Annotated in this window: 25 protein-coding genes; 19 read left to right on the forward strand and 6 right to left on the reverse strand. The window is 59.6% G+C overall.

Features of this window, described 5'->3' with window-relative positions; genetic code table 11:
- The 6 genes from AC1RT4_RS19530 to AC1RT4_RS19555 all read left to right on the forward strand — a co-directional run bounded on the left by AC1RT4_RS19530 (position 1) and on the right by AC1RT4_RS19555 (position 2,903).
- A complete protein-coding gene (locus AC1RT4_RS19530) occupies positions 1-288 on the forward strand; it encodes a barstar family protein (protein WP_492620419.1) in 288 nt (95 codons plus the stop codon).
- A 140-nt stretch (positions 289-428) separates the two neighbouring features.
- Positions 429-881 carry a hypothetical protein gene (locus AC1RT4_RS19535; protein ID WP_492620418.1) on the forward strand — a complete coding sequence of 151 codons (453 nt, stop codon included), beginning with the start codon at positions 429-431 and terminating at the stop codon, positions 879-881.
- Positions 882-931: 50 nt separating this feature from the next.
- Positions 932-1,306 (forward strand): hypothetical protein, encoded by a 375-nt coding sequence (locus AC1RT4_RS19540; RefSeq protein ID WP_493087171.1) that lies wholly within the window; start codon positions 932-934, stop codon positions 1,304-1,306.
- A gap of 54 nt (positions 1,307-1,360) precedes the next feature.
- Positions 1,361-1,981 carry a hypothetical protein gene (locus AC1RT4_RS19545; RefSeq protein ID WP_492620416.1) on the forward strand — a complete coding sequence of 207 codons (621 nt, stop codon included), beginning with the start codon at positions 1,361-1,363 and terminating at the stop codon, positions 1,979-1,981.
- Positions 1,982-2,052: 71 nt separating this feature from the next.
- Positions 2,053-2,475 carry a hypothetical protein gene (locus AC1RT4_RS19550; protein ID WP_493087173.1) on the forward strand — a complete coding sequence of 141 codons (423 nt, stop codon included), beginning with the start codon at positions 2,053-2,055 and terminating at the stop codon, positions 2,473-2,475.
- Positions 2,472-2,903, forward strand: a complete 432-nt coding sequence (locus tag AC1RT4_RS19555) for a hypothetical protein (RefSeq protein WP_493087175.1) — start codon at positions 2,472-2,474, stop codon at positions 2,901-2,903. Before AC1RT4_RS19550 ends, AC1RT4_RS19555 begins: the two co-directional genes overlap by 4 nt.
- Before the next feature lie 49 nt (positions 2,904-2,952).
- On the opposite strand, the gene AC1RT4_RS19560 is transcribed toward AC1RT4_RS19555, so the two are convergent.
- Positions 2,953-3,774, reverse strand: coding sequence for a VanW family protein (locus tag AC1RT4_RS19560; protein WP_493087177.1), 822 nt, complete (start codon positions 3,772-3,774; stop codon positions 2,953-2,955).
- A gap of 243 nt (positions 3,775-4,017) precedes the next feature.
- Here AC1RT4_RS19560 and AC1RT4_RS19565 point away from each other — a divergent pair, with 243 nt between their 5' ends.
- Positions 4,018-4,836 (forward strand): glycosyltransferase family 2 protein, encoded by an 819-nt coding sequence (locus AC1RT4_RS19565; protein ID WP_493087179.1) that lies wholly within the window; start codon positions 4,018-4,020, stop codon positions 4,834-4,836.
- Positions 4,837-5,165: 329 nt separating this feature from the next.
- Here AC1RT4_RS19565 and AC1RT4_RS19570 read toward each other — a convergent pair whose 3' ends face one another.
- From AC1RT4_RS19570 to AC1RT4_RS19590, 5 genes are all read right to left on the reverse strand, one after another.
- Complete coding sequence (locus AC1RT4_RS19570; RefSeq protein ID WP_493087181.1) at positions 5,166-5,744, reverse strand: hypothetical protein; 579 nt, start codon at positions 5,742-5,744, stop codon at positions 5,166-5,168.
- Positions 5,745-5,857: 113 nt separating this feature from the next.
- Entirely contained in the window at positions 5,858-6,925 is a 1,068-nt protein-coding gene (locus AC1RT4_RS19575; RefSeq protein WP_493087183.1) for a lipocalin-like domain-containing protein, read from the reverse strand.
- Positions 6,915-9,386 carry an FtsX-like permease family protein gene (locus AC1RT4_RS19580; RefSeq protein WP_493087185.1) on the reverse strand — a complete coding sequence of 824 codons (2,472 nt, stop codon included), beginning with the start codon at positions 9,384-9,386 and terminating at the stop codon, positions 6,915-6,917. The genes AC1RT4_RS19575 and AC1RT4_RS19580 overlap by 11 nt, the downstream gene beginning before the upstream one ends.
- Positions 9,383-10,036 carry an ABC transporter ATP-binding protein gene (locus AC1RT4_RS19585; protein WP_493087187.1) on the reverse strand — a complete coding sequence of 218 codons (654 nt, stop codon included), beginning with the start codon at positions 10,034-10,036 and terminating at the stop codon, positions 9,383-9,385. The genes AC1RT4_RS19580 and AC1RT4_RS19585 overlap by 4 nt, the downstream gene beginning before the upstream one ends.
- Before the next feature lie 50 nt (positions 10,037-10,086).
- The gene (locus AC1RT4_RS19590; RefSeq protein WP_493087189.1) at positions 10,087-11,784 is read right to left on the reverse strand and encodes a sulfatase-like hydrolase/transferase; all 1,698 of its coding nucleotides are present in this window, start codon (positions 11,782-11,784) and stop codon (positions 10,087-10,089) included.
- A 391-nt stretch (positions 11,785-12,175) separates the two neighbouring features.
- Here AC1RT4_RS19590 and AC1RT4_RS19595 point away from each other — a divergent pair, with 391 nt between their 5' ends.
- The 12 genes from AC1RT4_RS19595 to AC1RT4_RS19650 all read left to right on the forward strand — a co-directional run bounded on the left by AC1RT4_RS19595 (position 12,176) and on the right by AC1RT4_RS19650 (position 26,428).
- A complete protein-coding gene (locus AC1RT4_RS19595; RefSeq protein ID WP_493087191.1) occupies positions 12,176-13,528 on the forward strand; it encodes a UDP-glucose dehydrogenase family protein in 1,353 nt (450 codons plus the stop codon).
- 65 nt (positions 13,529-13,593) lie between these two features.
- Positions 13,594-14,340, forward strand: a complete 747-nt coding sequence (locus AC1RT4_RS19600) for a sugar transferase (protein ID WP_493087193.1) — start codon at positions 13,594-13,596, stop codon at positions 14,338-14,340.
- Positions 14,340-14,987 carry a CpsD/CapB family tyrosine-protein kinase gene (locus tag AC1RT4_RS19605; RefSeq protein ID WP_221535076.1) on the forward strand — a complete coding sequence of 216 codons (648 nt, stop codon included), beginning with the start codon at positions 14,340-14,342 and terminating at the stop codon, positions 14,985-14,987. The genes AC1RT4_RS19600 and AC1RT4_RS19605 overlap by 1 nt, the downstream gene beginning before the upstream one ends.
- A 21-nt stretch (positions 14,988-15,008) precedes the next feature.
- Positions 15,009-16,034: a polysaccharide biosynthesis/export family protein gene (locus AC1RT4_RS19610; RefSeq protein WP_493087195.1), complete on the forward strand. Its 1,026-nt coding sequence runs from the start codon at positions 15,009-15,011 to the stop codon at positions 16,032-16,034.
- A gap of 17 nt (positions 16,035-16,051) precedes the next feature.
- Positions 16,052-17,644: a GumC family protein gene (locus AC1RT4_RS19615; protein WP_493087197.1), complete on the forward strand. Its 1,593-nt coding sequence runs from the start codon at positions 16,052-16,054 to the stop codon at positions 17,642-17,644.
- A gap of 35 nt (positions 17,645-17,679) precedes the next feature.
- Entirely contained in the window at positions 17,680-18,732 is a 1,053-nt protein-coding gene (locus AC1RT4_RS19620) for a glycosyltransferase family 4 protein (RefSeq protein WP_493087386.1), read from the forward strand.
- Positions 18,729-20,099, forward strand: coding sequence for an O-antigen ligase family protein (locus tag AC1RT4_RS19625; RefSeq protein ID WP_493087199.1), 1,371 nt, complete (start codon positions 18,729-18,731; stop codon positions 20,097-20,099). The genes AC1RT4_RS19620 and AC1RT4_RS19625 overlap by 4 nt, the downstream gene beginning before the upstream one ends.
- Positions 20,096-21,064 carry a glycosyltransferase gene (locus tag AC1RT4_RS19630; protein ID WP_493087201.1) on the forward strand — a complete coding sequence of 323 codons (969 nt, stop codon included), beginning with the start codon at positions 20,096-20,098 and terminating at the stop codon, positions 21,062-21,064. Before AC1RT4_RS19625 ends, AC1RT4_RS19630 begins: the two co-directional genes overlap by 4 nt.
- The gene (locus tag AC1RT4_RS19635) at positions 21,057-22,193 is read left to right on the forward strand and encodes a glycosyltransferase (RefSeq protein WP_493087203.1); all 1,137 of its coding nucleotides are present in this window, start codon (positions 21,057-21,059) and stop codon (positions 22,191-22,193) included. Before AC1RT4_RS19630 ends, AC1RT4_RS19635 begins: the two co-directional genes overlap by 8 nt.
- Before the next feature lie 13 nt (positions 22,194-22,206).
- On the forward strand, positions 22,207-23,208 hold the full coding sequence (locus AC1RT4_RS19640) for a polysaccharide deacetylase family protein (RefSeq protein WP_493087205.1): 1,002 nt from the start codon (positions 22,207-22,209) through the stop codon (positions 23,206-23,208).
- Positions 23,205-24,512, forward strand: coding sequence for a lipopolysaccharide biosynthesis protein (locus AC1RT4_RS19645; RefSeq protein WP_493087207.1), 1,308 nt, complete (start codon positions 23,205-23,207; stop codon positions 24,510-24,512). The genes AC1RT4_RS19640 and AC1RT4_RS19645 overlap by 4 nt, the downstream gene beginning before the upstream one ends.
- On the forward strand, positions 24,509-26,428 hold the full coding sequence (locus AC1RT4_RS19650) for a hypothetical protein (RefSeq protein ID WP_493087209.1): 1,920 nt from the start codon (positions 24,509-24,511) through the stop codon (positions 26,426-26,428). The genes AC1RT4_RS19645 and AC1RT4_RS19650 overlap by 4 nt, the downstream gene beginning before the upstream one ends.
- The last annotated feature ends 17 nt before the right edge of the window (positions 26,429-26,445 follow it).

The following is a 26,445-nucleotide window of genomic DNA, read 5'->3' on the forward strand; positions in this document are numbered from 1 at the left end:
ATGATAATTGTACTTGATGGCTTAACCATTTCATCAGAGCAAGAGTTTCATAAAAAAATAGCCATTGCTTTTGCGGTGACAGATTTTTATGGAAACAATCTCAGCGCCTTATGGGACCTACTCAGCACCGACGTGGAACGCCCAGTAGATTTAATATGGAAAAATTCTGAACACTCTCAAAAAAACATGGGAGATTCATACAATAAAATAATAAATATTTTTGAACGTACGAAGCAACAGGATGTGAATTTCGGATGGGAGGAAAAATTTAACTATTATCTAGAGTAACCACTAGAAAGCTAAAACGGGCTATCAAAACTACAAAACAAAGGGGGTAGATTTATTTTTTACTGAAGAGAATAAATCTATCCCCTTTCAGCTAACAGGCTTGAAAGACCGACCAAAGATAAACGAATTGGCAAGTAAAAATGTTCACCGCCGACAAAAATAAAATTCAAGAACATTGGCTTGAAGAAATATACCCTCGACAAAACTCAATTACGTTCAATAATGGATTCTATTGCTTCTTCGAGCACTCAGCAAAAGAAGAAAAATTAACAAAAAAAATATGGATTCCGGCAAATGATTTCTTGCTAAACCACACTGATACATGCGAGGGCCTATCGACCATTTATACAGCAGAAGGGTCTAATAACAATTCTTTTACTTGCGGCGAATGCCTAGCCTCCGGGGACGATGGCTTCATTGCACTTTCCAAAAAATACACCGGCGAACTAGTCTGGCTGATCGTATTGAGTGGAACCAATCCATTTGAAAAAATCATCATTTACAACAGCAGCATCCATGTTCAATCATCAAGCGGCACATTAGCAATAGTACCCATTGATCGGCCAGACAACCTTTCCATAGAATGGTCTTAATAAAAAAACAGAATCAAAGGGACAATCTATCCCCTTTTCGAACAACCAAAATGAAAATTTTTCTCAACATTGAACATCTGAAAAACTATAACTTCCCTAGTACTTTTATAGAATTCGCGACTACGGAACCTGAACCGGACATCAAGCCTTGGTGGTTACTAATATATCAAGAGGGAAAAATAAATTACTGGCACAACACGCTAAAAAATCTGTATCCCAACCGCACGTTAGTTCCTTTCGCAAAGTTCAACGCCAATGATGATATTGCTTGCTTTGACGGCTATGACTTATCCGGCAATCCAAAAGTGCTAATAATACATGCATATGCTTCAGAGGGATGGGAGCTTCACGGAGAACATCCTGACTTTAGCGCGTGGCTAAAAATAGCCATTGAGATCCATGCGGAATGGAATAAAGAAGATTAAAAACATCCACTTCCAACATCTTATAGGTGTATTCAGTTCTCGCTGGAGAGCGCAATGATTTTCTCAATTGATATCACAGAGTGCTTTGGCGCAATCGACTCCGATAACGCAGGCGGGATTATAAGCTGTATCAGCATCCCACCCATCGAGAATCCTCAGGAAAAATTTCGCCTTAAGCTATCAAATTTTGTACTTAACCTGATCGACGAGACCGTCATCGATTCGATCAACAGGCAGAATTCAACGTTTTTGAAGAACATGACCGAAGACGGCTTCCTTATAATAAGACAAGCCAGCATTTCCTTTGAGTCAATAAAAGGCTACGAAAAACTACTGCGACGATCAAACCAAGATCACGGATATTTAACCCACGAGTGCTACGGTCAAAAATTAAATACCGGAGACAAGATTTACGACATCAGCGGAAGAGTTTTTTCGACCCCTGAGCTTTTGATTAACTTCGCATTCATTTCACCCGACACTGTAACACTTGAATTTAACTCATCAGACCACACATACATTGAGAGCTACCCCGAGCTTCAAAAATCTTTAGAAAAACTAAACTCAAGAGAAAAACCTACTCAACCACCCCTCACAGGCCTATTCGACCCCACATATAGCAACACTCACACCACTAGCAACTTTTGCGCTGGCTATCGAATCTACAATCAATAATTAAAACACTTCCACAAAGGGAATTAACTCACTTCCATTCACGCTCCAAAAAAAACAACAGGAATACCTCGATGAGTTACTTGGAAAAAGAAATCACATCAGCACTCGAAACAAATCATCTAAAAAACCAGAAACTCAAAAAAGATGAATTAGAAAAAATAATTTCAGACGTAAAAACCCGCTTCTTTTACTCCAACACAAATACCCTTGACCCCTTGAATCTAAAATTCGTAACAAAACAACACGACCCAGATTTTTGGAAAAAGGTCGATCTCCTATACCCTTCTGAGAAACCAACATTAATCGTCCTCGACAACCAAATCCATGCCTGGACGCTTCAGTCATCATCCGATTTGAAAATAATGCTTTCAGAAACGTCTGGCTTTCCATTCTGGATAACTAATACGGCCCTTAGCTTCTTAATTTATGTAGACGACCACGATTGTGTACATACAGCATCGACTTCATTCCCTCCAGCGATTAAAAAATCATGATCTTCAAATCTGAAAACAACATCATTGACCCAGCCTCTGTAACCTACCGCAGCCTTGGCTTCGGTGAACCTCTCTCCAACCATGCCAAAAAATATACTTTATCAATAAAAATTCACGAACTGCCCGAGCAATTCCACGAGCTAACAAATGCATTCATCACCGAATGCATTCAAGACGATAACAAACAAGGCTACGCCGACATCCCCGAATTACGAGATTGCAATTACCCGCCACTTTCAATCCTTATAAAAAGCCATCCAGACGTAGCAGCAACCCTCATCAAGGACTATTTATTCTTTGAGCTACTCTATTTGCTATTCCCATCAAAGGAAAAGCTAGAAGTGGTAATAAACTCGATTTCCGGAGTTTATTATTTGGACGATACGTTTCACCTATCCGGCGAAACGTATCCCTACCGAAACCTGTAATTGCGTTATTTCCGTCATACTCTGGAAACCCTAAGGCAAGAAACACAACCTACTGCTGCCTTTCAATGACTTGTTCCCCCACCTCATACTTAACCACCACCCGATTCCCATACAGCCTCTCCCTCTCCACCAACGCCCCCACTTGCCCCTTCTCCCTCACCTCCCGCCAAATCTCATTCTCCCGATACACCCGCTCCCCCTCCCGCACAAACTGATGCCCCACCTCGAACACGTGATACCGATACGCCCGCTCCCGATCGCACAACAACTCCCCCTCCAACTGCGTCTCCCCCACCTTCAATTTCAGCTGAAAGCTGCGATCCGTCGGGTTGTGCAGTACCAGGTCGATGTAGTTGTAGAAGATCGCCGCGCCGGAGCCAAATGGCAGGACGCGGCCGTCGTCCGGGAAGGGGTCGAAGCTGTGGTTGGCGCGTTCGATGACGACCAGGGGTGAGTGAATGGCCATCCAGTGGATGAGGTTGCTGAGTTGGCAGATGCCGCCGCCGATGCCGGTGCGGGCTTCGCCGAATGAGAGTTCCATGCCTTCGACGTAGCCGCGTTGGCGGGTCGAGCGGCCGACGAGGCGGCAGAAGGAGAAATATTCGCCGGGGGCGATGGTGACGCCATCGATGGCAGCGACGGCGAGTTTGAGGTTGATGACTTTGTTGTGTTGCAGCGCAAGGTCGGAGTCGCCGAGTTTGCGGATCAGTTTTGAGGTGTGTTTAAGGTAGCGGTAAGGCAGGCGCTCGGACGTCGTGGCAGGCCGCGCATAGCGTTTGCTCGAGCAGTGCCAGGCGATGTGGCGGAACAGTCTTTTTTGCCGCACGCGCAGCCAATAAAGAGCCGGGTGGTAGAGGGAAAGTGGTTTCATCCGTGGCGAACGGCGCGGGCCGTTGTCTTCCTTGAGCTTGAATGGCGGCGCATCTTACCGTGGAACCGCGCTTGATCGCCAAGCGCCTCGCCGGTGTCGCAAGCCGTAACAAGTCGCCCGGCCCGGGCGCTCGGAAATTAAGTTTCAACTAAGGTTGCGTCCCTACCATCCGGGCCACAAAGCAGCGGTTCTGTGTGCTGATTGCCGTCAGCAGAACCCTTCAACTTGAAGTGAGCCCGGACCATGAGTGCGATCGATTCCACCTCTAAACAACTGCCCGCCTTCAGCCTTGTATTGGTCAATTACAAGACGCCGGAAATAACCCGGATGTGCCTGGAGTTTCTCCAGCAATACGTCAAGGAGCATGAAATTCCGGTGTGGGTGGTGGACAACGATTCCGCCGACGAAAGCCTGATCTACTTGCGCTCTCTGGACTGGATCAACTTGATCGAGCGCCCTTCACCCGGCAAGGAAGCGGGACATATCGCTCATGGCAAGGCACTTGATCTGGCACTTGCGAAAGTTGAAACCGATTACCTTTTTTTGCTGCACACCGACACTTTCGTTTTTGACAGCACTGTCTTTTCGATGATGATGAATGAGTGCATGCAATCTTTGGATACAGCAGCGGTAGGTTGCGTCGAGCAATTAGATCGCGGCGTCCTTAGAGACACCTGGCGCTTGTCTTCGCGTTACTTCAAACACTATTTCCGCCGGGCAAAACAGCAATTGGGATTGCCGTCCAGAGACCCAAAACCCTACCGGGAAACCCACCTGAAAAGCTTCTGCACCTTGTGGAATGCACGGTTGATCAAGGCTCACGGGCTGCATTTTTCGATGGACGACCGGGTCCCGGGATACACGCTGCAGGATCGTTTAAGCAGCCTTGGCTACGGCATCAAATGCCTCTCGCCGCGCACGATCTTCCGTTACCTCGATCACATCCAGGCCGGCACCGTGGCCGCGATCGGTGGATACGGTACGCAACACCGTCGCACCACCATGTATCAGGAAACGCTCAAGCGCCTTCAGTTACAACAAGGCATGCGACCTGCAAAATAGTAAGACAATAAAAAAGGGCGACTTCAAAGTCGCCCTTTTTGCATCTGAATTCTCTGGCCTCCACTCCGGGGAGGTGTTCGCCCAGTGTAATGGCCTGGCAATCCATGCACCGGTAAAGAGCCCTGACACTGGGCGAACGGGAGGGATTTTAATGGAAGTTGGCGGATATGTCGTGCTAATTGAAGATGAAATTTATGTACTAAAAAGTTAACGGATATTGATGGCCGATATTTCCCGACAAACTTTCAGAATTATCCGACTCGAACATTTTATATGACTGCTCTCATACAATTACTTGTACAAGAACAGTCATTCTGTAGAGTCAATACTCAACTTTCATGCTGACTGGTCACTTTTAATACATCGGTATAAGTGACCACGACGCTCTGTCCGACTTTCAGGTTTTTCAGTTTGGCCTGAATCTCAGGCTTCTCGACGTTCAAGGTTTTCGACTGGCCCGACGGGTTTTCCAGGGTCACCTGGTTTTTCGCCAAATCAATTTTGGTGATTTTCAGTTGCACCTGAACCTGGCGGAATGCCTCGCCACCGGGGTTGCTGCTGCCCACGGCGTTGCGCAGTTCACCGGTGCGCTCGGTGGAGCCTGGCAGACCTTTATCCACGTCGGTGTCCAGATAAGCGGCGACCGAACGTGTTACCTGGATCTGAACTTGATCGCCAACCTTCAGGTTGCCGAGGTTTTTCGCCTTGTCGCTGAGCTGAATGTGCACCTGGCGACCTTCGGCGCCTTCAAGGACGACCTGATGATTGGCCGGGTCAACCGCCAGTACTTTGGTGGTCACCTGATCGGCCTCGACAGCCGCCGACAACGGAATATCGGCAGCGAAAGCCGTGGAAGCGGACAGGACAGTGGCAAGTGCAATGGCGTGCGTCAGTGCTTGGAGCTTCATAAGCGGTACTTTCCCTGTGATGGATGGCAGCACCCGGCGCCGAATCGGTGTCGGCACCGGGCGTGCCAAGGAGCATAGACGCTGATCGGCCGTTGCTCCTCGATCCGGGTCAATCAGTACCCGGTCATCTCCAGATAACCCTGCCCGCTCCGATTGCCGCTCAGGCGCACCGGCCCTTCCCAATACGGAATGCGCAGGTTCATCCAGGCGTCGGGGTTGATTGCATCGAGGGTGATCTGCAGGTTTTTTTCCGGAATGCCGATCGACCAGCGCACCGGCATCGAACGGCCGGCGACCTTCGCAGTGTCCTGTGGGGTCAGCTTGATCTGGTCGGCGTGCAGGGTTTCGGTCTGGCCATCGGCAGCAATCCACGTGCCGGTCAGGTACGGCGCGCCATCCTTCTGGCGCATGCGGTACAGCATGACGTGTTCGCCGCCGTCCAGATGCAAAGAGAACCAGTCCCACCCCGTCTGGTTGGCGGTCAGTGGCTGGCTGCTCCATTCGCGGTCGAGCCACGCCGGGCCGTTGACGGTGTAGGTCTGGCCGTCGATCTGCAGGGTGCCGCTGGCCTGGAAAAACGGTTGGCTGTAGTAATACGACGCCTGGCCCTGTTCGGATTTCTGGCTGAAACCCTTGTCACCTTGCAGCACCAGCGGGCGGCTGGAAGTCAGGCGCAGTTGGTAGCTGAAGTTCTTGTCCCGAGCGCTGAGTTGCAGGTCAGCCAGCGGATCGCTCGCCTGACTGATGAAGCGCCAGTCATCGATCCACGCCTCGAACGGCGCTGCACGCACGCCTGCCTGCCCGACGCCGCCACGGGCGTAACGCTCGGCGGCGTGGTGGACGCTGGCCGAGGTCACCGCCGCATGCCCGAGCCAGATCGTTTGATTAGCCCAGCCCGGCTGCTGCGGCGAGGCGTTCAGAGCGCTGCGAAACAACGTCCACTGCACGCCGAAATCGTGCCCCTGCGCATCCTTCAGATTGGCCGTCACGTACCACCATTCGATACGAAAACCGTCATGGGCGCCGTGATCCGCCGGGAAGCTGAACACCCGCCCCGGCACCACCGGCGTAAACGCCTGCGCCTGAGCGCCCATCCCGGCAAAGCCCTTCTGCTCCGGTGCGGGGTTGTCGCAACCACTGAGCAACAACACCAAAAACACCAACGCAAACCTAGTCCTCATGCGCAAACGTCCTCAACAAGTCCGCCGGTTGCGTGCGGTACAGCGAATACAGCGGCCACGCCGAGGCCAGCAACGTCGCCAGCAGCGCCAGCCCCATCAGTTGCAGCAACTGCAATGGAAACACCCGCAGCGGCAGACGCCAGCCGAAGGCCTGAACGTTGATTACCGCGTCCAGACACCACGCCAGGCCGATGCCCAACGGCAACGCCAGCACCAGCGTCAGCAGCGCCAACAGCCACGTTTGCCCGAGGTTGAGCAGCATCAATTGCCGCCGCGTCACACCCAACGCCCACAACGGTGCGAGCTGGCCGAGACGGCTCTGGCTCTGGGTCAGCAGGCTGATGAACAGCGCCACACCGGCGACGGCCAACGTCAGGCTATTCAGCGCGGCGGTCGCGGCGAAGGTGCGTTCGAAGACTTGTACCGACCAGCCCTTGAGCCGCGCCTGATCGACGATCCGGCTGTCATCAAGCTGGAAGCGTGCCTGCAAGGCCGTAAGTAGCGCCGGGATGTTCGGCGGGTCGATACGCAGGTTGAAGCGGTTTGGCGTCAACTGCGCCCAGCCGCGCAACAGGTGATTGCTGTTGACCAGCACATGGCCCTTGGGATTGCCGTAGTCGGCATAGATCCCGACGATACGCGGCGACCACGACCCGCCCGGCGTGGGAATCGTCAGGTGATCGCCCGGCGTGACTTTCAAGCGACGCGCCAGTTGCTCGCTGAGCATCACCGCATCGTCCTTGGCCAGCGCCGCCCATGGGTCATCACCCCGCGCTTCGAGCAACGGCCAGTGCTGGCGATAGTGCGGATGATCGATGATCCCGAACACGTCCGCCGGCCAGCCTTGCAGCGTCACCGAAACCTGCCAGTTGGGCATGATCGCGGTGACGCTCGGTTGCTGTTTGAGCCAGGTGTACAGCTCTCGCGCCTGAGCCGGGTTGCTTGGGTTCAGATAAAGCTCGGCAGTGAGCCGTTGTTCGAGCCAGTCGTTGAAGGTCTGGCGGAAACCGGCGGTCATGCTGCCGGCGCCGATGTTGGCCGCCATTGCAAGCAGCAGCGCCATCAAGGCTAGGCTCAGCGCCGGCAATTGCTGGCGGCAATCGGCGAGAAACCATTGCCCGAGCACCGAGCGGCTGCGTCCGAGCAAACCGTTGAGCAACGCACTGAGCAACACCGGCAGCGCCAGCGCGGCGCCGAGCAACAGCCCCGCCATCAACACAAAACCGCTGGCGAGACTGTTGCCCCACACCAACGCGGCCAACGCAATCACCGCACACACGCCGGCCACCCAACCCTGACGCCGCAACCAGCGCGCATGTTGCTGATGCCAGGCCTGCGGATCCGCCACCGCCAGCAACGGCAGACGCGCCGCCCGCAGCAGACTGTTGGCCCCGGCCAGCAACGCGCCGAGCAGACTCAAGCCGATGCCGCTGAACCACCACCACGGACTCAGGCGCAATTGCCCCGCCACTTCCGCGCCGTACAGACCGCGCAGGCTGGCGGCGACGTCCGGCAACAGCACGCTCGCCAGCCAGTAACCGCTGACCACGCCGAACAACCCGCCGATCAACGCCAGTGCGCCGAGCTCGACGATCAGGCAAGCGATCAGCATCCGCGCGCTGACCCCGCAGGCTCGCAAGGTGCGCAGCAATCCCCGGCGTTGTTCCAGCGCCAGACCGATGGCCGCGTGAACAATGAACAAACCGACGATGAACGAGAGAAACCCGAGGGCATCGAGGTTGAGGTGGAAGCTCTCGGTCAGTCGCGCGAGGTTGTTTTCCTCGCCACTGCTCTTGAGCTGCAACTGGCCTTTGAACGCGGGTGGGACGTCGGCGTGAAAATCCTTCGGCAACAGCAGACGTGACAGTTGATCGGGTTGTTCGAGCACGCGCTGAGCGATGCCAATGTCCACCAGCAGCACGCCGGGAGCCATGTCGGTTTGCGCTCGCAGCGGCGGCAACGTCTGGCCGGTTTCGGTGGCCGGGGTCGCGCCCTCGGCGAGGTTCAGCGCTCGCAAGGTTTCGGGAGAAATCCAGGTACTGCCCGGCGGGCTGAAGAATTCGACGATGCGCTCGATCGGCATCGCCTGCCCGGCCACCGCGCTGTCGCCGGGCAAGGACACAGGCTCGATGCCCATCAATTGCAGACGCTGATTTTCGTGGCCCTTGAGCATCAGGCGCCCTTGCAACACCGGCGACACCGGCCAGCCCAGACGCCGCAGGTCAACGAACCATTGTTGCGGGAACGTCGCGCCGTTTGGCGTGCTGAGGCTGGCCTGAGGTTCGCCGCCGATCAACTGGCTGGCCCGGGCGTAACTGTCCCGCGCCTGACTGTTGAGCGCTTCGACCCCGGTCAACAGACTGGTGGCCAGCCACAATCCGGTCAGCACGCTGAAAAACTGCACCGGATGGCGCCGCCAGTGACTGAGCAGCGCCATCAGCGCGTGGCGGAAAACCTTCACGTCAACCGACCGCTGGACAGCACCACGCGCTCCGCCAGCCGCGCCGCCACGCGCTGACTGTGGGTGACCATCAGCAAGGTGGTCGGAGTGTCATCGAGCAATTCCAGCAACAGTCGCAGCACTTCGTCGCTGGTGGCTTCGTCGAGGCTGCCGGTGGGCTCGTCGGCCAGCAGCAGTTTCGGTTGCGCGGCCAGCGCCCGACCGAGCGCGACCCGCTGTTGCTGGCCGCCGGAGAGTTGTTCGGGATAGCGCTTGAGCAATTCGCCCAGCCCCAGACGCTGCACCAGATGATGCTGCCAGCGCGGGTCATGCCGCCCGGCGAGCCGCGCCTGAAACGCCAGATTGTCCTCGATCCGCAGGCTGCCGATCAGGTTGTACTGCTGGAACACCAGACCGATTTCGCTGCGCCGCCAGTTGGCCAGTTGCGCCTCGTTCATCCGGTCCAGCCGATGTTCGCCGCTGCTGATGCTGCCGCTGTCGACTTTGTCGAGCCCGGCGATCAGGTGCAGCAGCGTGCTCTTGCCGCTGCCCGACTCGCCCATCAGTGCCAGGCTGCTGCCGGGCTTGAGCGTCAGGTCGATGCCTTGCAACACCGGCAACGGGCCTTGCGGGGTGAGGTAACTTTTGAAGACGTTTTGAACCTGGAGCATGCCGCCATCCGATCGATCCGTGTGGGCCAAGGATAGCGGATACCGACGCGTTACTGACCCACCGCCACACTCGTCGGCGCTTCACCCGGCGTGACGATGCTGTTCAGGTCGATGTGTTTCCACTCGGGTTTGGCCCCCAGCCGCGCGTTGAAGCGGTAGTTGAAGGTGAATTCATCCGCCGTCGCCACGCTCAGCGGTTTGCCGTACACCGCTTCGATTCCCGGCAGCTCGTAACCCATCAACTGCAAGAGTGTCGGGAAGATGTTGTAGTGACTGGAGCGATCCTTGTTCGCCGCCAGTTGCGTCGACCAGTCGAGCGTCTGCAACTGATCGCCCTGGATCACCACCAGCGGCACCAGCCCTTCTTCCTCCACCGGGTCGCCGCCACAGTGGGTGTTCAGCCCCGGATTGCCGCGCTCGTGCAAATCCTGGCCGTGATCCGAGGTGTAGATCAGCAGCGCGTTGTTCAGATTGGCCTGGGCAAACACTCGCGAGAAGAACTCGCCGACGTTCCACAGCACGGTGTTCTTGTAGGCGTTGCGATACAGCACCCAGTCATCCGGCTGGCCATTGAAACCGGTGCGTTCGCCGGTGTCGGCGACTTCCGTGAACTGCCCGCGGGGCAAGGTCGGGCGGTAAGCCATAAAGGCGTCCGGGTATTTGTCGTGCACCGGAAAATGCGCGCCGACCTTGTTGATCAGCACCAGCTCGGATTTGTCGTCGTTGAGCAGTTCGATCAGCTTGGCGGCGGCGGCCATGTCGCGGTCGCGCACGCTGGTCTGGTCGAATTGCACGAATTCGTCGATGTCCTTTTTCTCGGCATCGTTCATCAGGTTCTGCAGGTTGCCGCCGGTGCGCTGAGCGTCGATGTAGACCGTGCGCATGCCGGCTTTTTTGGCGTACTGCCAGATCGACGGCAGCGTGCTGTTGATCCGCATGTAGTCGGCGCGGGTGCCGCCATAGCGCAGGGTGATGTTGGTGTCGGCGCTGCAATTGGCGATGGACGCCGCGTAGCCGTAATTGAAGATCTCGACGCCCGGACGGGCCTGCTTGAGGTTGCTGTGCACACCGAACGGCGCGTTGATGTCCAGGTAATTGCCGGAAATGCTCTCGTCGATGATCAGCACGATGTCGTGGCCGACCGCCGGGCCATTGCGCGCCAGGGTCACCGGCTCACGGGGGCCGACGGTGTTGTGCAGCGCTTCGTAGCCGAACAGGTTCAGATAGGCCAGCGGCGTGTACATGATCGGCAACCCGCGCGCGCCCTCGCCGGCGCGCACGAACAACACGGCGCTGAGCAGCAACACACCGCAGAGCGGCGCAGCGATCCGCAAGGCATTGGGCACCGGGATCGCGTGACGAGGCTTGAGACCGACCCCGAACAACAGCAACAACCCGTTGAGCAGCCCGTGGATGATCGCCCCCCGGTACTGATACGCCGCTTCCTGGATGAAGCCGCCGGAGTACACCAGCGAGACGAAACTGCTGTAGGTCAGGTAATCGGCGGTGACCCTCGTATAAACATCGAAGAACACCGCCGAAACAAACAGGGTTAATGCGAACAAATGCCGAATGAAAGTCTGACGTATATAGGCCGTTAGTAATAATGCGAAAGTGAGCGCCAAAAACATCGCGCCAAAAAGAAGTACTGCCGGACCGACTCCCATGGCGCTTAAACGTTCAAGGTAATAATCGGAATAAAGCAGCAGATAAATAATTAAAAGCAGTTCTTTCAGATATCGAAACATGGCGATTCCGGGGCGCGTCCGACGAGGCATGGTCAATCGTTTGTCGGTCAAATTCTGACACTAGCACCGAGCCATCAAAGCGCAAGAAATGCCCGACATCGGGCAAAAGCGTCAAAAAAACATTGACTCAAATCTGACACACCCAAGTCGTTAAAACCCTTGAATTTCACGGCCTGTGACCGTCCATCGTTTTCTTTGAAATGTGAAAAACATGTCAAGGACGGGACAAATCCATCTACAGCAAGCACTTGATGGCCATTCGCCCCCAAAACTGGGGGTGTTATACCCCTGCAACATGTCATTTTGCTGACATGCTTTCCCCACGCTGCGCTATACCCCTTTTGACAGTTCATTTTCGATCTTCCATCACCGTCTTACGAGGCACGCCAATATGGACGTGAGCGTATTTGGTACGGGCTATGTTGGCCTGATACAAGCAGCCGCACTTGCCGATGTCGGACATCGCGTATTGTGCGTCGATATTGACCCGAACAAGATTAAACAACTGCAACAGGCGGTCCCGCCTATTAGCGAACCGGGTCTTTCGGCAACTTTGGAAGAAAACATCAAGGCTGGGCGTTTGTTGTTCAGCACCCAGGCCAGCGATGCGGTGGAACATGCCGCACTGATCTTCATCGCCGTGGGCACGCCGGCCGACGAAGACGGCTCCGCCGACCTCAGCCACGTGCTCAACGTGGCGCGGCAGATCGCCAGTTTCATGGAGGACGATCGCACGCTGATCATCAAATCCACGGTGCCGGTGGGCACGGCGGATCAGGTGCTGCACACCGCTGAAGAAGAACTGCAGCGTCGCGGCAAAAGTGCTCTGGCGGTGCGGGTGGTGTCCAACCCCGAATTTCTCAAGGAAGGCAGCGCCCTCGCTGACTGCATGCGTCCGGACCGGATCATTGTCGGCACTCTGGACCCTGAAGCCCGGGAGCAGATGAGCGAGCTGTACGCACCGTTCTGCCGCAACCACGAAAAACTGATGTTCATGGACAACCGCAGCGCCGAGCTGACCAAGTACGCGGCCAACGCGATGCTTGCCACCCGCATCAGCTTCATGAACGAGCTGGCCAACCTCACCGAGCTGCTCGGCGCCGACATCGAAGCGGTGCGCAAGGGCATCGGCTCCGACCCGCGCATCGGTTATCACTTCATCTACCCCGGCTGCGGCTTCGGTGGCTCGTGCTTTCCCAAGGATCTGCGCGCCCTGCTGCACACCGCCGAACACAATGGCATGCCGCTGAAACTGCTGCGCAGCGTTACCGACGTCAACGATGCGCAGCGGCACATCCTGTTCAGCAAACTCAGGGCGCAATTCCCTCAAGGCCTGGCCGGCAAGTCCATCGCGATCTGGGGGCTGGCGTTCAAGCCGAACACCGATGACATGCGCGAAGCTCCGAGCCGTTATCTGATGGATGCGCTGTGGGCCGAAGGCGCCAGCGTGCAGGCCTACGATCCGGAAGCGATGTCCGAGTGCCGGCGCATTTACGGTTACCGCAACGACCTGCACCTGTGCGCCACCCGCGACGACACCCTGGAAGATGCCGATGCACTGGTGATCTGCACCGAGTGGAAAAACTTTCGCGTGGTGGACTTCGAACTGCTCGCCGAAAAGCTGCGCGCGAAGGTCATCGTCGACGGACGCAACCTTTACAACCCGGAACAAGTGGCGGCCGCCGGCCTGCATTACAGCGGCATCGGTCTGCGCCACATCGCGCCCGACGAGGGGCGACCATGAACATCCTCTTACCCACTGCCTATCGCCCACGCGCCGCTCGCGGCTGACCATCAGCGGAGGACTCCATGACTGGACATGAGAAAGGTGTACCGATCCAACAATTGGTGCGTGACAAACGCATGGATCCGGAACAGCGAATGCGCCTCGACGCGGCAATCCATCGCCAGGGTCAGGGCTGGATGACCGGTCGCGAAGGTGGCCGGCCGTGGCAACTGTCGCGCACCAACCGGGTGGTGGCCTGCCTCGGCGCACTCATGATTCTGCTGATGATTTCGCCACTGCTGATCGGCCTGGCGCTGGCCATCAAGTTCACCAGCCACGGCCCGGTGATGTTCGTGCAGAAACGCACCGGTTATCGCGGGCGCAAGTTCGGCATGTACAAGTTCCGGACCATGGTCGCCAACGCCGAAGAGCTCAAGGAGTCGCTGCGCCACCTGAACAAGCACGGTGCCGACGCCATCGATTTCAAGATCGACAAAGACCCGCGCATCACCGGGATCGGCGGTTTCCTGCGGCGCACCAGCCTCGACGAATTGCCCAACCTGATCAACGTAGTGACCGGCGACATGCGCCTGGTCGGCCCTCGCCCGACCTCGTTCAACGCCTACCGCTACAAGGACAGTCACCTCGCCCGTCTGGCGATCTACCCCGGCATGACCGGCCTGTGGCAGATCTCCGGACGCAGCAATATCGACTTCGACCAGCGCGTTGAGTTGGACCTCAGCTATATCGCCGAGCAGAGCCTCCTGCTTGATCTGAAGATTCTGTTGAAAACCCCCTTCAAAGTATTCAGCGGCCACGGAGCAAGCTAATGGACGGTTCAACCAATAAAAGCCTGAGCATTGCCAGCCCCAGCGAGTCGAACCTGACCTCGACCGTGCTGGACCTGGATCTGCGGATCCTGTTCCTGACCGCCGCCAACCCCGGCGCCGGCACCACCACCAGCGCGCTGGCGCTGGCCAGCCAACTGGCACAGATGAGCAGCGGCCAGGTGCTGTACGTCGATGCCAGCCAGTCGGCGAGCAACCTCACCCAACAACTGAATCTGAGCAAGGAGCGCGGCCTGCGCGATCTGCTGTTCAACCGGGAAACCCCGCCGCTGTTGCAGGACTGCGTGGTGCAGGTGTCGAGCCTGCCGTTTCACGTGCTGCCCAACGGCCGGCCGATCCGCACCATGGAACACCTGACCGCCGAGCGCCTGAGCCCGCTGCTCGATCAACTGGGCGCTCAGTACCGCTTTGTGGTGATCGACGGCGACGCGGTGTATTCGGCCGCCGACACACTGGTGATCAGCACCCAGGTCGACGGCGTGGTGTTCGTGGTACGCGCCGAAGACACCCGCTGGGAAGTCGCACAAGCGGCGGTGCAGCGCTTGACCCAGGCCGGGGCGAAAGTGGTCGGCAGCGTGTTCAACCGGCGCAAGTACTACATGCCCAAATGGCTCTACAAAAACCTGTAAGCAAACGCGAGGGATGACGCCATGAACGCCAAGATACTGGTTCTGCTGATGCTGCCGCTTGCAGGTTGCTCGAGCACTTCCGAAACACAGAACATGCCGGTGAACATTCTCACCGCCACCCCGGCCAACGCCCAGGCCACCGACATGCCGAAGATCGAGCAGACCCTGCGTCCGCAGGATGTGCTGGACGTGATCTTCCACATCAGCACCAGCGGCTCGGACGCTTACCGCGTGCAGTCGGGTGACCAGATCGGCCTGAACTTCACCGCCGCCAGCCAGCTCAACGGCAACCAGTTGGTGCTGCCGGACGGCACCATCGAACTGCCGGGCGCCAACACCTCGGTGAAAATCGCCGGGCTGACCAGCGAAGAAGCGCGCCAGGAAATCCAGCGCGCCTACCAGCGCAAACAACTGTTCCAGCCCAACCGCAATCAGTTGACGGTGCAAATCATCAGCCCGCTGACCAACGAGCAGAACCTGAAAAACGCCCTCAACCACCCGGCCACCGGCATGAGCCGCGAGATCACCGTCGGCACCGACGGTTACGCGAGCTTCCCGGAAATCGGCGCGGTGCCGCTGCAGGGCATGACCGTCAACCAGCTCGAAACCTTCCTCAACAAGAAGTACGCGCAACTGCCGGGCCGGATGACCGTGGACGTGCTGCTCAAGTCCACCGCCGGCAACGAGATCTACGTGCTCGGCGAAGTCGGCCAGCCGGGTTCCTACCCGATCCGCCGGCCGGTGTCGGTGCTTGAGGCGCTGACCCTGGCGCGCGGCACCAACGTCAAGGCGCGGCTCGATTCGGTGGTGATCATGCGGCGCAACGGCAATCAGGTGCAGGCCGTGCGTTACGACGTCGAGAAAGCGTTGTCGGGCGAGGCGCCGCAAATCGCCTACCTGCAACCGGACGACATGCTGTACGTGCCGAAAACCAAACTGGCCAGCGCCGGCGAACTCGCCCGGCAACTGGCCGACGTGGTGCTGTTCCAGGGCGTGGGCTTCAGCTTCGGCTACCGCGTCGACAACAAAGACAGCAACAACAACTGACTCTCAGGTGACCGACCATGAATCCAAAGGAAAACTACCTGCATGAGTTCTTCAGGATCTTCTTCGCCAACAAACAACTGGTGAAACGGGTCTTCCTGGTCTTTGCAGTGATCGCGCTGGTGTTGCCGCTGCTGCTCAAACAGAGCTTCGATATCACCGCTCAGGTGATCGTGCAGTCGAAAAAACTTTCACAGGGCGACGCCACCACGTCGCTCACCGTGGACAACGCCACCTTCATCCCGCCATCGCTGGCGGACATGGAAACCGAGAGCAATATCCTGCGCTCGCCGGCGCTGATCCGTCAGACCATCAGCGAACTGCGCGACAAGGGCGAATACACCCCGTCGCCCGGCCTGTTCAGCAAACTGGTGAGCGAGCCGTTCAAGCGCTACATCAGCTCGCCGCTGCGCCAGTACGTGATCAACCCGGTGCGCAACACCCTCGGGCTTGAGACCGATCCGGTGCGCGACACCGCGCTCGATGCACTGACCCAGCAAGCCATGGACAGCCTGAAAATCGAGACCCTGCCCGGCTCCAACGTGATCTCGATCATCTACAGCTTCCCCGATCCGCACCAAGGCACGACCTTCGTCTCTGCCTTGTTGCAGAACTATCTGGTGAGCCGTCAGGCACTGCAATCGATCGACCTGCCGCAATCGTTCTACGAAACCAAGAAGCACCTGTATCAGGTGCGCCTCGATGGGCTGGAAGGCAATCGCCAGGCGCTGCTGGAAAGTGTCGGCGCGTCGGATCCGAAGGAAGAAATCACCTTCCGCCTGAACGCGATCAACACCGAAGAACAGGCGCTGAACCTGTATCGCGACCGCCTGCTGCAAAGCCAGCGCTGGCTCGAATACCTGAAGACCGCGCTGGCCGCCGCCAGTAACAACAAACTCAACGACTACACCTTCCCCTACACCTTCACCACCACCGTCGACAACGTGGCGTTCGAAGACCGGGAAATCAAACAGATGGGCGAGCAACTGACCACACAGGTCAGCCGTTACATGAACGATCTGGCGGTGTTCCAGCCCGGCAGCGAACCGATGTTGCTGACCCGCGAGCAGATTGCCCGTACCCGTCAGCAGTTCCTCAAGGTGGTGAGCAACCGCATCCAGGAGCGTACCAACGATCTGGCGGTGGTCCAGCAGGTGATCGATCAGAAAACCGCGCGCATCGCCGATTTCAAGGCGCGCATCCATGAGTTGCAGCAGACCCAGAGCAAGCTGCGGCAGATGGACACCGAGATCGACGCCCTGCACGCCGCGTTCTCGACCTACGCCCAGCGTTTCGCCGAAAGCAGCACCACCCGCTCGCTGAGTGATGACCTGTCCAACGCCCGGGTCTTGAGCCCGCCGTTCGAGCCGACCGAAGCGGCGTTCCCCAAACCGATGCTGATCATTCCGTTCGGGCTGTTCACCGGTCTGTTGCTGGCGATTGCACTGGTCTATGTGCGTGAGTTCTTCGATCACCGTTTCAAACACCCGGCGCAAATCAGCCACGAGCTGGGCCTGCCGGTGCTGCTGGTGATCAACGACCAGAACGCGCAACCGAGCAATCCGCACAAGAACTGGACCGTACCGAGCTTCCTGCACTGGGTGCGCAATTGAGCACGCCCTCTACCCAGAACGCCGCGCTGCCGATCATGCATTTGCTCAGCAGCGGCGGGTTCTACGGGGCCGAGCGGATGTTGCTCGATCATTGCCTGGCGACGCTGGGGCAGCACCAGGTGCTGTTCCTCGATGCGCCGCCGGAACTGATCGCGCGCTTTCGCGAAGCCGGCGTCGATGCACAAGGCTGCGCAGGGCTCGCTGCCCTGCTGCGGCACTTGCGTCAGCGGCGCGGCGAACGGCCATTGATCAACACCCACAATTTCAAAGGCCTGTTGTTTGGCTGGGTCGGCGCCACGCTGTTGCGCCTGCCGCTGGTGATCACTCAACACGGCTTCACTCCGCGCAGCCGCAAGCAGAAGTTCTACACCTGGCTGAGCCTGCAACTGTGCCGCACGGCGTCGGTGGATCGGGTGGTGTGCGTCGCCGAAAGCATTGCGGTGTTGCACCGCCAGGCCAGCGTACGTGCGGAGAAGTTGCAGGTGATCCCCAACGGATTGCCGGCCGCCGCCGCGTTGCTTTCCGATGCGCCCCGGCAACGCTGGCTCGCCGGTTACGTCGGGCGTTTGAGCAGTGAGAAAGGTCCGGATCTGTTTCTCGACGCGCTGATCCCGCTGTGTCACCAGCACCCGCAACTCGACGCGGTGATGCTCGGCGACGGCCCGGAACGCGAAGACTTGCAGGCACGGATCGACGCCGCCGGCTTGCAGCAGCGCATCCGCTTGCCGGGTTATCAGACCGACATGCGGCACTGGTGGCAGCAACTCGATGCGCTGGTGATCAGCTCGCGCACCGAAGGCACGCCGATGATTCTGCTGGAAGCGATGCAGGCCGGGGTGCCGGTGGTGGCATTCGGCGTCGGCGGGATTCCCGATGTACTGGAGAACCGCCACAACGGCTTGCTCGCCGCCCCCACCGACAGCGCCGCCCTCGCCCGCCAGCTCGACACGTTGCTGTCCGAGCCTGGCCTCGCGCGGCAACTGCGCGACAACGCAAAACGCACGCAACAGGACCGCTACGACCTCAAGGCCCTGGCCGAACGCTGGTCGCAGCTGTACATCCGCACGGCACGGGAGGCACGCGCATGATTTTCCCGCTCTCGATCGTCAGTCTGCTGGGTCTGGTCTGCATCGCTCTGCTGGCCAGTCCCTGGCCCTACCTCGCGCCGGGCGCAGTGCTCGGTCTGGTGGGGTTCGCGGTGTTGTACCGCAAACCGACCTGGGGCCTGCTCGGCATTGCTGCGCTGGTGCCGTTCGAGGGTTTCTTCAAGGACAGCTCACTGTCGGGCAGCAAACTGATCGGCGCGTCGCTGGCGGTGATCCTGATGCTGCAACTGGCGATGCACCAGATTCCCTCGGATCGCCTGCGCAGCAATATCTGGCGCTTTCTGATCGCCTTCATGACCCTGTACTTTCTGAGCCTGCTCAATACCGATGACATGGGCATGTCGCTCGGTCACCTGCGGGAAATCAGCGTCGGCCTGATTCTGTTTGTCATCACCCTGCTGATCGGCCGCGAGCTGAACCTCGACCTGTTCGCCCGGCTGGTGACCCTGGCTGTCAGCACGACCTGCGCCATGGCCATGTTCTCCACCAAATTCCAGGATCAGGGCCGCGCCGCCGGCCTGCTCGAAGACCCCAACGCCTTCGCCCTGCTGATCGCCTTCGCCATTCCGCTGGGGCTGCTGCTGGTGATCCGCAGCCCGAACCTGTTGCATCGCTTGTTCTGGGGCGGTTGCTGCCTGCTGTTGCTCGGCGGCATGACCAAGACCGAATCGCGCTCCGGGCTGGTGGTGCTGGCCTTGAGTCTGGTGATCGGTTGCTGGCACTACCGCGCGCAACTGGCGCGGATTCGCCCGCGTCACCTCGGCTTTGCCATGCTCGGCGCGGCGATCGTGATTCCGCTGGCGATCTACGCGATGCCTGCCGGCTACATCGCCCGTATCCAGTCCCTCAGCGTGTTGAGCGCCGGCGCCAAGGGGCACAACGACGAATCCCTCGGCCGTCGCGCCTCGTACATCGTGGTCGGCAGCCAGATGATCCGCGAAAACCCGCTGCTCGGTTCCGGCCCCGGCACCTTTCCGCTGCACTACGCTACCACCGGCTATGCCAAGGCGTTTTCCGCCAACCGCAAGATCGGCGACCTGTACCGCCGGGCGCACAACACTTACCTGGAAATTTTCAGCGAACTGGGGGTTCCCGCTGGTTTGATGTTCGTCGGCATGCTCGCGCTGGGCCTGTACAACCTGATGCGCGCGCGTAAGGAATGGATGCTGCGGCGCAACTGGCAACAGGCGGATCTGATGACCCACCTCGGGGTGAGTTTCCTGTCGCTGACGCTGTTCCTGATGTTCCTCAGCGCACCGAACCAGAAATACCTGTGGATCATGCTCGCGCTGACCAGCGTCCTGCGCCTCAAAGCCGAGCAGGCACCCACGACGGAGGCCAGGGCATGAGCCGGATCAGCATTGTCATCCCGATGTTCAACGAGGCCCGGCACATTGGCCGCACCCTGCTGGCCGCACAGAAAGCCGCCCACGCGGCAAATGTCGAATGCGAGCTGATCGTGGTCGACAACGGCTCCAGCGACGACGGCCCGCAGATCGCCCGGCAGTTCGGCGCCCAGGTGCTGGTGATGCCGGGCCTGCTGATCGGCGCCCTGCGCAATCGCGGTACGGCGATCGCCACCGGGGAATGGTTGGCGTTCATCGACGCCGACATCGAAATGCCCGAAGACTGGCTCACCCAACTGTTCGCCCTCGAAGCCGAAGGCCAGGCCGATGTCTTCGGTCTGGACCTGCACACCCCCGCCGCCGCGCCGTGGTACGCCAACGCGTGGCAGCGCCGCACCTTGCGTCCGACGAACCACGCCGCCCATGTCGTCGACTGGCTGCCCAGCGCCAACTTGCTGCTGCGCCGGCGCTGGTTCGACAAGGTTGGCGGCTTTAACGAAACCCTGCGCACCGGCGAGGACAAGGAATTCACCCTGCGCCTGAGTGAACAGGGCGCGCGCTTGCTCGCGGTCAACGAAAGCGTGGCTCTGCACTGGGGCTACGAAATGAATTGGCGCGAATGGATGGGCAAGGAGCTGTGGCGTCAGGGCAGTCACCTGCAATTGCTGCGCACCCACGGTTTCAGCTTGCGGCTGCTGCGGTTTCCGATGCTGTCGATCGTTGTCTGGATTCTCGATTTTCTGGCGATTTCCGCCCTGCTCGACGGTTTTCCCCATCACGCAGCGATCATGGTGATGCTGACGCTGGTGCCGGGGCTGGTACTCAGCGTGCGCCAGAGCCGCCGGCAACATGACCTCGGTTTCACCCTGCAACTGTGGGGCCTGCACTGGGTGCGCCTGCATTTGGCGGGCGCCGCGTTCATTCTCAGTCTGTGTCATTGGAACGCCAGGAGGCCTGCCCGTGGCTGAATTCATTTTCTGGATGTGCCTGCTGCTGCCGGTGTACGCCTATGTCGGCTACCCGCTGCTGCTGACGCTGCTCGCGCCGCTGTTCCCGGCCTGGCGCCACAGCCCGGCACCGCCGCTGAACATCAGCATCGTCATCGCCGCCCACAACGAAGCGCGGCACATCGAACACAAGCTGCGCTCGCTGCTGTCCCAGGATTATCAGCCGGCGACCCTGCAAATCATTTTGGCCAGCGACGGTTCCACCGACGACACCGTGGCCTGCGCGCACAAGGTCGTCGACCCGCGCATCACCGTGCTCGACCTGCCCCGCCAGGGCAAGGCCGCCACGTTGAACGCCGGCGCGGCTTTGGCCACGGGCGACATTCTGGTGTTCACCGACGCCGACAACCAATGGTCGCGGGAAACCCTCGGCTACCTGCTGGCGCCGCTGAGCGATCCGCAGGTCGGCGCCTGCGCCGGGCACATGGTGATTCCGGTCACCGGTGGCGGTTTGAGCATCGGCGACAGCCTGTATCGGCACTACGAGGGCTGGTTGCGTCGGGTCGAGAACCGCACCGGCTGCATGGTCTCCGCCGACGGCGCCCTGCTCGCCCTGCGCCGCGAACTGTTCGAGAACGTGCCGGCCGAGGTCAACGACGATTTCTTCATCAGCACCTGCGCCCCGGTGAAATTCAAACGCATCGTCTACGTGCCCGAAGCGCAAGTGATCGACCACGGCGTGGACGAAGCGGACAAGCAATTTCGCCGTCGCCAGCGGGTCACCGTCGGCGGGCTGCAAAGCCTGGCGCAACGCAGCGAACTGCTCAATCCGTTCAAGCATGGGCTGTATTCGATTGCGTTGATCAGCCACAAGCTGATCCGCCGCCTGGCGCCGATCCTGTTGCTGCCGCTGCTGCTGAGCAATTTCTGGCTGTGGGAAGAACACGGTTTCTATCGCCTCTGCCTGATCGCGCAACTGCTCGGCTACGCCATCGCCATTGCCGGCCTGTTGGATTCGCAGCACCGCTTGCCCAAACCGTTCCGCCTTGCGGCATTCCTGCTGGTGACACTGGCGGGCATGAGCATCGGCCTGTGGCAGTTTCTGCGCGGCCAGCGTTACGCCCAGTGGAACCCTGACCAAAACCGTTGAGAGGGACAGAGCCATGGCGATCAAACAACTGATTAAACGCACCAGCGGCTGGCTCTATCTCAACTCGTCCGTAGGACGTAACCAGTTGCACGGCGCTGGCGTGATTCTGATGTTGCACCGTGTGTTGTCCAACGATCGCGCCGCCGACCTGCCGCACCGCAATGAACTGTGCGTCGGGCCCAAGGCCTTCGAACACTTGCTGGTGTGGCTGCGCAAGCATTTCGATTGCGTGCCGCTGATGGAAATCCTTCAGCCCAACGCCCTGCGCACCGAGCGTCCGCAAGTGGCGCTGACCTTCGACGACGGCTGGCGCGACAACGCCGCCAACGCCTTCCCGCTGCTGCAGAAACATCAGGTGCCGGCGAGCATTTTTCTCTCCACCGATTTCATCGGCAGCCGTCAGCGTTTCTGGTGGGAAAGCATCGGCGAAACCCTATGGGGTAGCCATGGCGAAAAACCGCGCATGCATTTGATCGAATACCTGCATTCGATCCACCACCCATTGCCGGTACTGCTGGACGACATCGATGTGGATCGCCGCAGTCTGGCGCTGTTGCATTACCTGCAAGGGCTGAAGGAACTCGATCCGCAGATACTCGAACGCCTGACCGACGAATGTCCGCAGGAATCGTTGCCGCAAGCGCTGGACTGGCATCAGGTGCGGGCAATGGAAGCGTCGGGGCTGGTACGTTTTGGCCCCCATGGCGCCAGCCACTCAATCCTCACTGGCCTGAATGATGTGCGCCTGGGCGAAGAAATCAGCCGCAGCCGCGACGCCCTGAACAATGGCTGCAACCGGCCGTTGCCGGTGTATTGCTATCCCAACGGAGACAACGATGAGCGTGTGCGCGAACAGGTTGCCAATCACGATTACCCGTTCGCCCTCGGCACTGGCACCGGCCTCTATCGCGGCACGGGCGATCCGCTGAACCTGCCGCGATTCGGTGTCAGTCAGCGCACCGCGCGCAATCCGGAACTGCTCTCGTGGCGGATCTATCGTGGAGCGCGGCCATGAGCCGAGGCAACTACCTCAAACACCTGGCGCTGAGCATGGGCACCAAACTGGCGATGATCGCCCTGCGCCTGCTGAGGAATGTGTTGCTGGCGCGAATTCTCGGGCCCAGTGAGCGCGGGCTGTTCGCCCTGCTCAGCACCCTGCCGGACCTGATCAGCGCCGCCACCAGCGGCGGCCTGAATTCGGCGGTCGGTTATCAGGCGGCCAAGCAACGGCCGATGGGGTTGCTGTTGGCTCAGGTGCTGGTGTTCGGCTGTCTGCTCGCAGGTCTGTTGACCTTGCTGGTGGTGTCGCTGGTGCGCGAGTTCGGCAGTGAACTGGACGTGACGATGCAACTCGGTCTGCTGGCGTGGCTGTTGCTGCTGGCGGTGCCGTTGACCGTGCTCAAAAGCGGTCTGCTGACCCTGCACAATGCGTCCGGCGGGGTGGTCGCGTTCAATGCCTTGCGGCTGGTGGAATCCCTGGCGCCGCTGCTGCTGTTTCTCGCACTGTTCTGGATGTGGAAAGAAGCGGCCCTCGAAGCCGCGTTGATCAGTTGGCTGGCCGGCATCAGCCTGGTGGTGCTGGTCGGCTGGTTGTGGCTCAAACGCGCGCAGCCGTTGCAGCTGCAATGGGATCGCGCCAGCCAGAACGAACTGCTGCGCTTCAGTGCGCGCAGCCACCCGGATCTGCTGTTCCAGCAGGTGATCCTGCGTTCCGATTACCTGTTCATTGGCGCCCTGCTCGGCAGCACCGCTCTGGGGCATTACGCGATGGCCAGCGCCGCCGCCGAGTTGCTGCTGATCGTCCCGGAAGCGGTGACCACGCCGCTGATGAAACGCCTGCTGCAACAGGACGAAGGCATGGACAAGGTCACCCCGCTGGCCCTGCGCCTGACCGCCACGGTGATGCTCGGCGCCTGCCTGACCATGGCCGTGATCGGCGAATGGCTGATCGTCACCCTGTTCGGCGTCGCCTACCAACCGGCGTATCCGGCGCTGCTGGCCTTGCTGCCGGGGCTGCTGGGCCTGTGCTACGCGAGCATCCTGCGCCTGGATCTGATCGGCAAGAACCGCCCCGGCACGGTGTCGCTGCTGATGGGAATCGGCGCGCTGCTCAATCTTGCGCTGAATCTGCTGCTGATTCCGGCCTACGGCATCGTCGGCGCGGCGGCGGCGTCGTCGATTGCCTATCTGGCGGTGACCGTGGCGATGCTGGTGTTGTACTGCCGGCTGAGCGGCGTGGCGTTCTGGCAAACCCTGATCATTCTGCCCAGCGACCTCACGCCGATGTGGCTGATGTTGCAGCGTCGCAAAGCAGCATGAAAAGCCTGGCCCTGCTGTTCGGTCTCGGCCTGTCGCTGGACGCCTTCGCGGCGTCGATGCGCTGGGGCGACATTCGCGACGGCAGCCTGTACCTGCAAGCGGATCGCCCCGACACGGTGACCGTGCGCTGGGCACCGGCATGGCAGGCGGAGGCCAACGAAGAGCACATTTTCCTGCTCGACGGCCGGGGCCAATTGCAGGGCGAGCGCTTCATCAAGGCCAGTGAAACCCGGGGCAGCCAGAGCTGGCCGTTGGCGCCGGGCGCCGCGAGTTATCAGCTGGAAATCCCCGGCTACAGCTTCCGCAGTTACCGGGTCGAACACGACGAAAACACCGTCGCCCTGTTCGCCCCGGCCAAGGTGCATTTCAGCGCGGAAACCCGTAACGGCGATGAACTGTATTTCAAGGTCGCCGCGGGTGAGCACGCGATATTGGCGGGCAAGTTTCACGGCGGGGTCGGCGCCCTGCAAGCGCAGCGGGTCGGTGACGGGCAGCCCCTGACCTTGGCGCTGAAACCCTATCGCGCCTATTGGCAGTTCGATCAGGTGGCGTTGCCGGTCAGCGAGCGCGAGCAGGTCTGGCGCCTGCGTCTGCAAGGCAGCGGCAAAGCGGCGTTCTGGCTCGACGGCACGGCCAACCTGTTCGCACAGAACCCGCAACAGCTCAAACCGCTGCGCGAAAACGATGGCCAGACGCGCCTGACCCTGCACGACAAAGTCCTCGGTCGCACCCCGGATCTGGGCATTGCCCTGCCCTATGTGATGCCGCCGCCCGCCAGTCATCCGGTGCTCGATGCGCTGAAACCAACGGCCGCCAGTTACTACAGTTTCGTCGACGTGATGGCGAAGAAGCCGCACTTCGAAGACGCCTTCCGCCAGGTCTATCAGGACCGTTTCGGCATTCGTCAGGACATCACCTTGCTCGCCGGCAGCCAGCGTCAGGCCGATCTGCGCGCCGACGTGCAAAGCAACAGCGGCCTCGACGCCTGGCTCGCCGGCACCCGTGCGCTGGGCGGCAACGGCACGCACTACATCGGGTTCGCCGACGAGCCCAACCTGAATTATTCGAGCTACGAGCAATACCGTTCGATCTTCACCAGTATGGCCCGGCAGGTGCGCAGCGATCCGGCGAATGCCAAGGCCGGCGTGCGCATTGCGATGCCGGCCAGTTCGCGATTGGTCAACGGCCCGTTCGCCGACAACGCAGCCAACAAGCGTGGCATCGACTGGGCCCGGCGCCTGCTGAGTGAGTCCGCCGATCAGGCCGATGCGCTGGCCTGGCACGAATGGATGATTCGCGACCTGCTCGCCACTCGCGTGTACCGCGACAGTGTGCGCCGCGCTGCCGATCTGGTCGGCCTCGATGCCAAGGGCCAGCCGCGCAAGGCCTTGCTGCTGGACCAGACCAACCTGTCCAGCGGCTCGAGCCTGAGCCCCTACGATCAGGAAACACATTTCACTTCGCTGTGGTGGGCCTCGGTGGTGATCAACGCCTCCCAGGACGGTTTGCTGACGATGCTCAACTGGTTCCAGGCCGCCGATGAGCCGCAGTACCCCAAAGGCATGTTGCGAGTGCTGGGCGATGACCGCTTCGAGTTGAAACCGGTGGGCCTGGCCCAGCAGTTCATCCAGCAGCACTGGCTGCACAACGTGCTGTGGCTGGAGAACGATGCGTTCGAAGTCGATGTGCTGGCAATGGCCGGCGACGATCAGCGCGGGCTGCTCGGCGTGAACAAGGGCACGCGTTTGCAGCGTGTCGATCTGGCGGGCGCCAAATGCCCATTGAACAACGGCGCGCTGCGCTACTTCGGCGCCGACAACCGCAGCCGCGACGCACCTTTCCGCTGTCAGGACGGTCGCGTGCGCTTCGAGCTGCCGGGACAAACCCTGTTTGCCCTGAGCTGGAGCGCCTCATGACCGCCCTGTTGATGTCC

The organism is Pseudomonas sp. GW821-FHT11D10 (assembly GCF_058808435.1).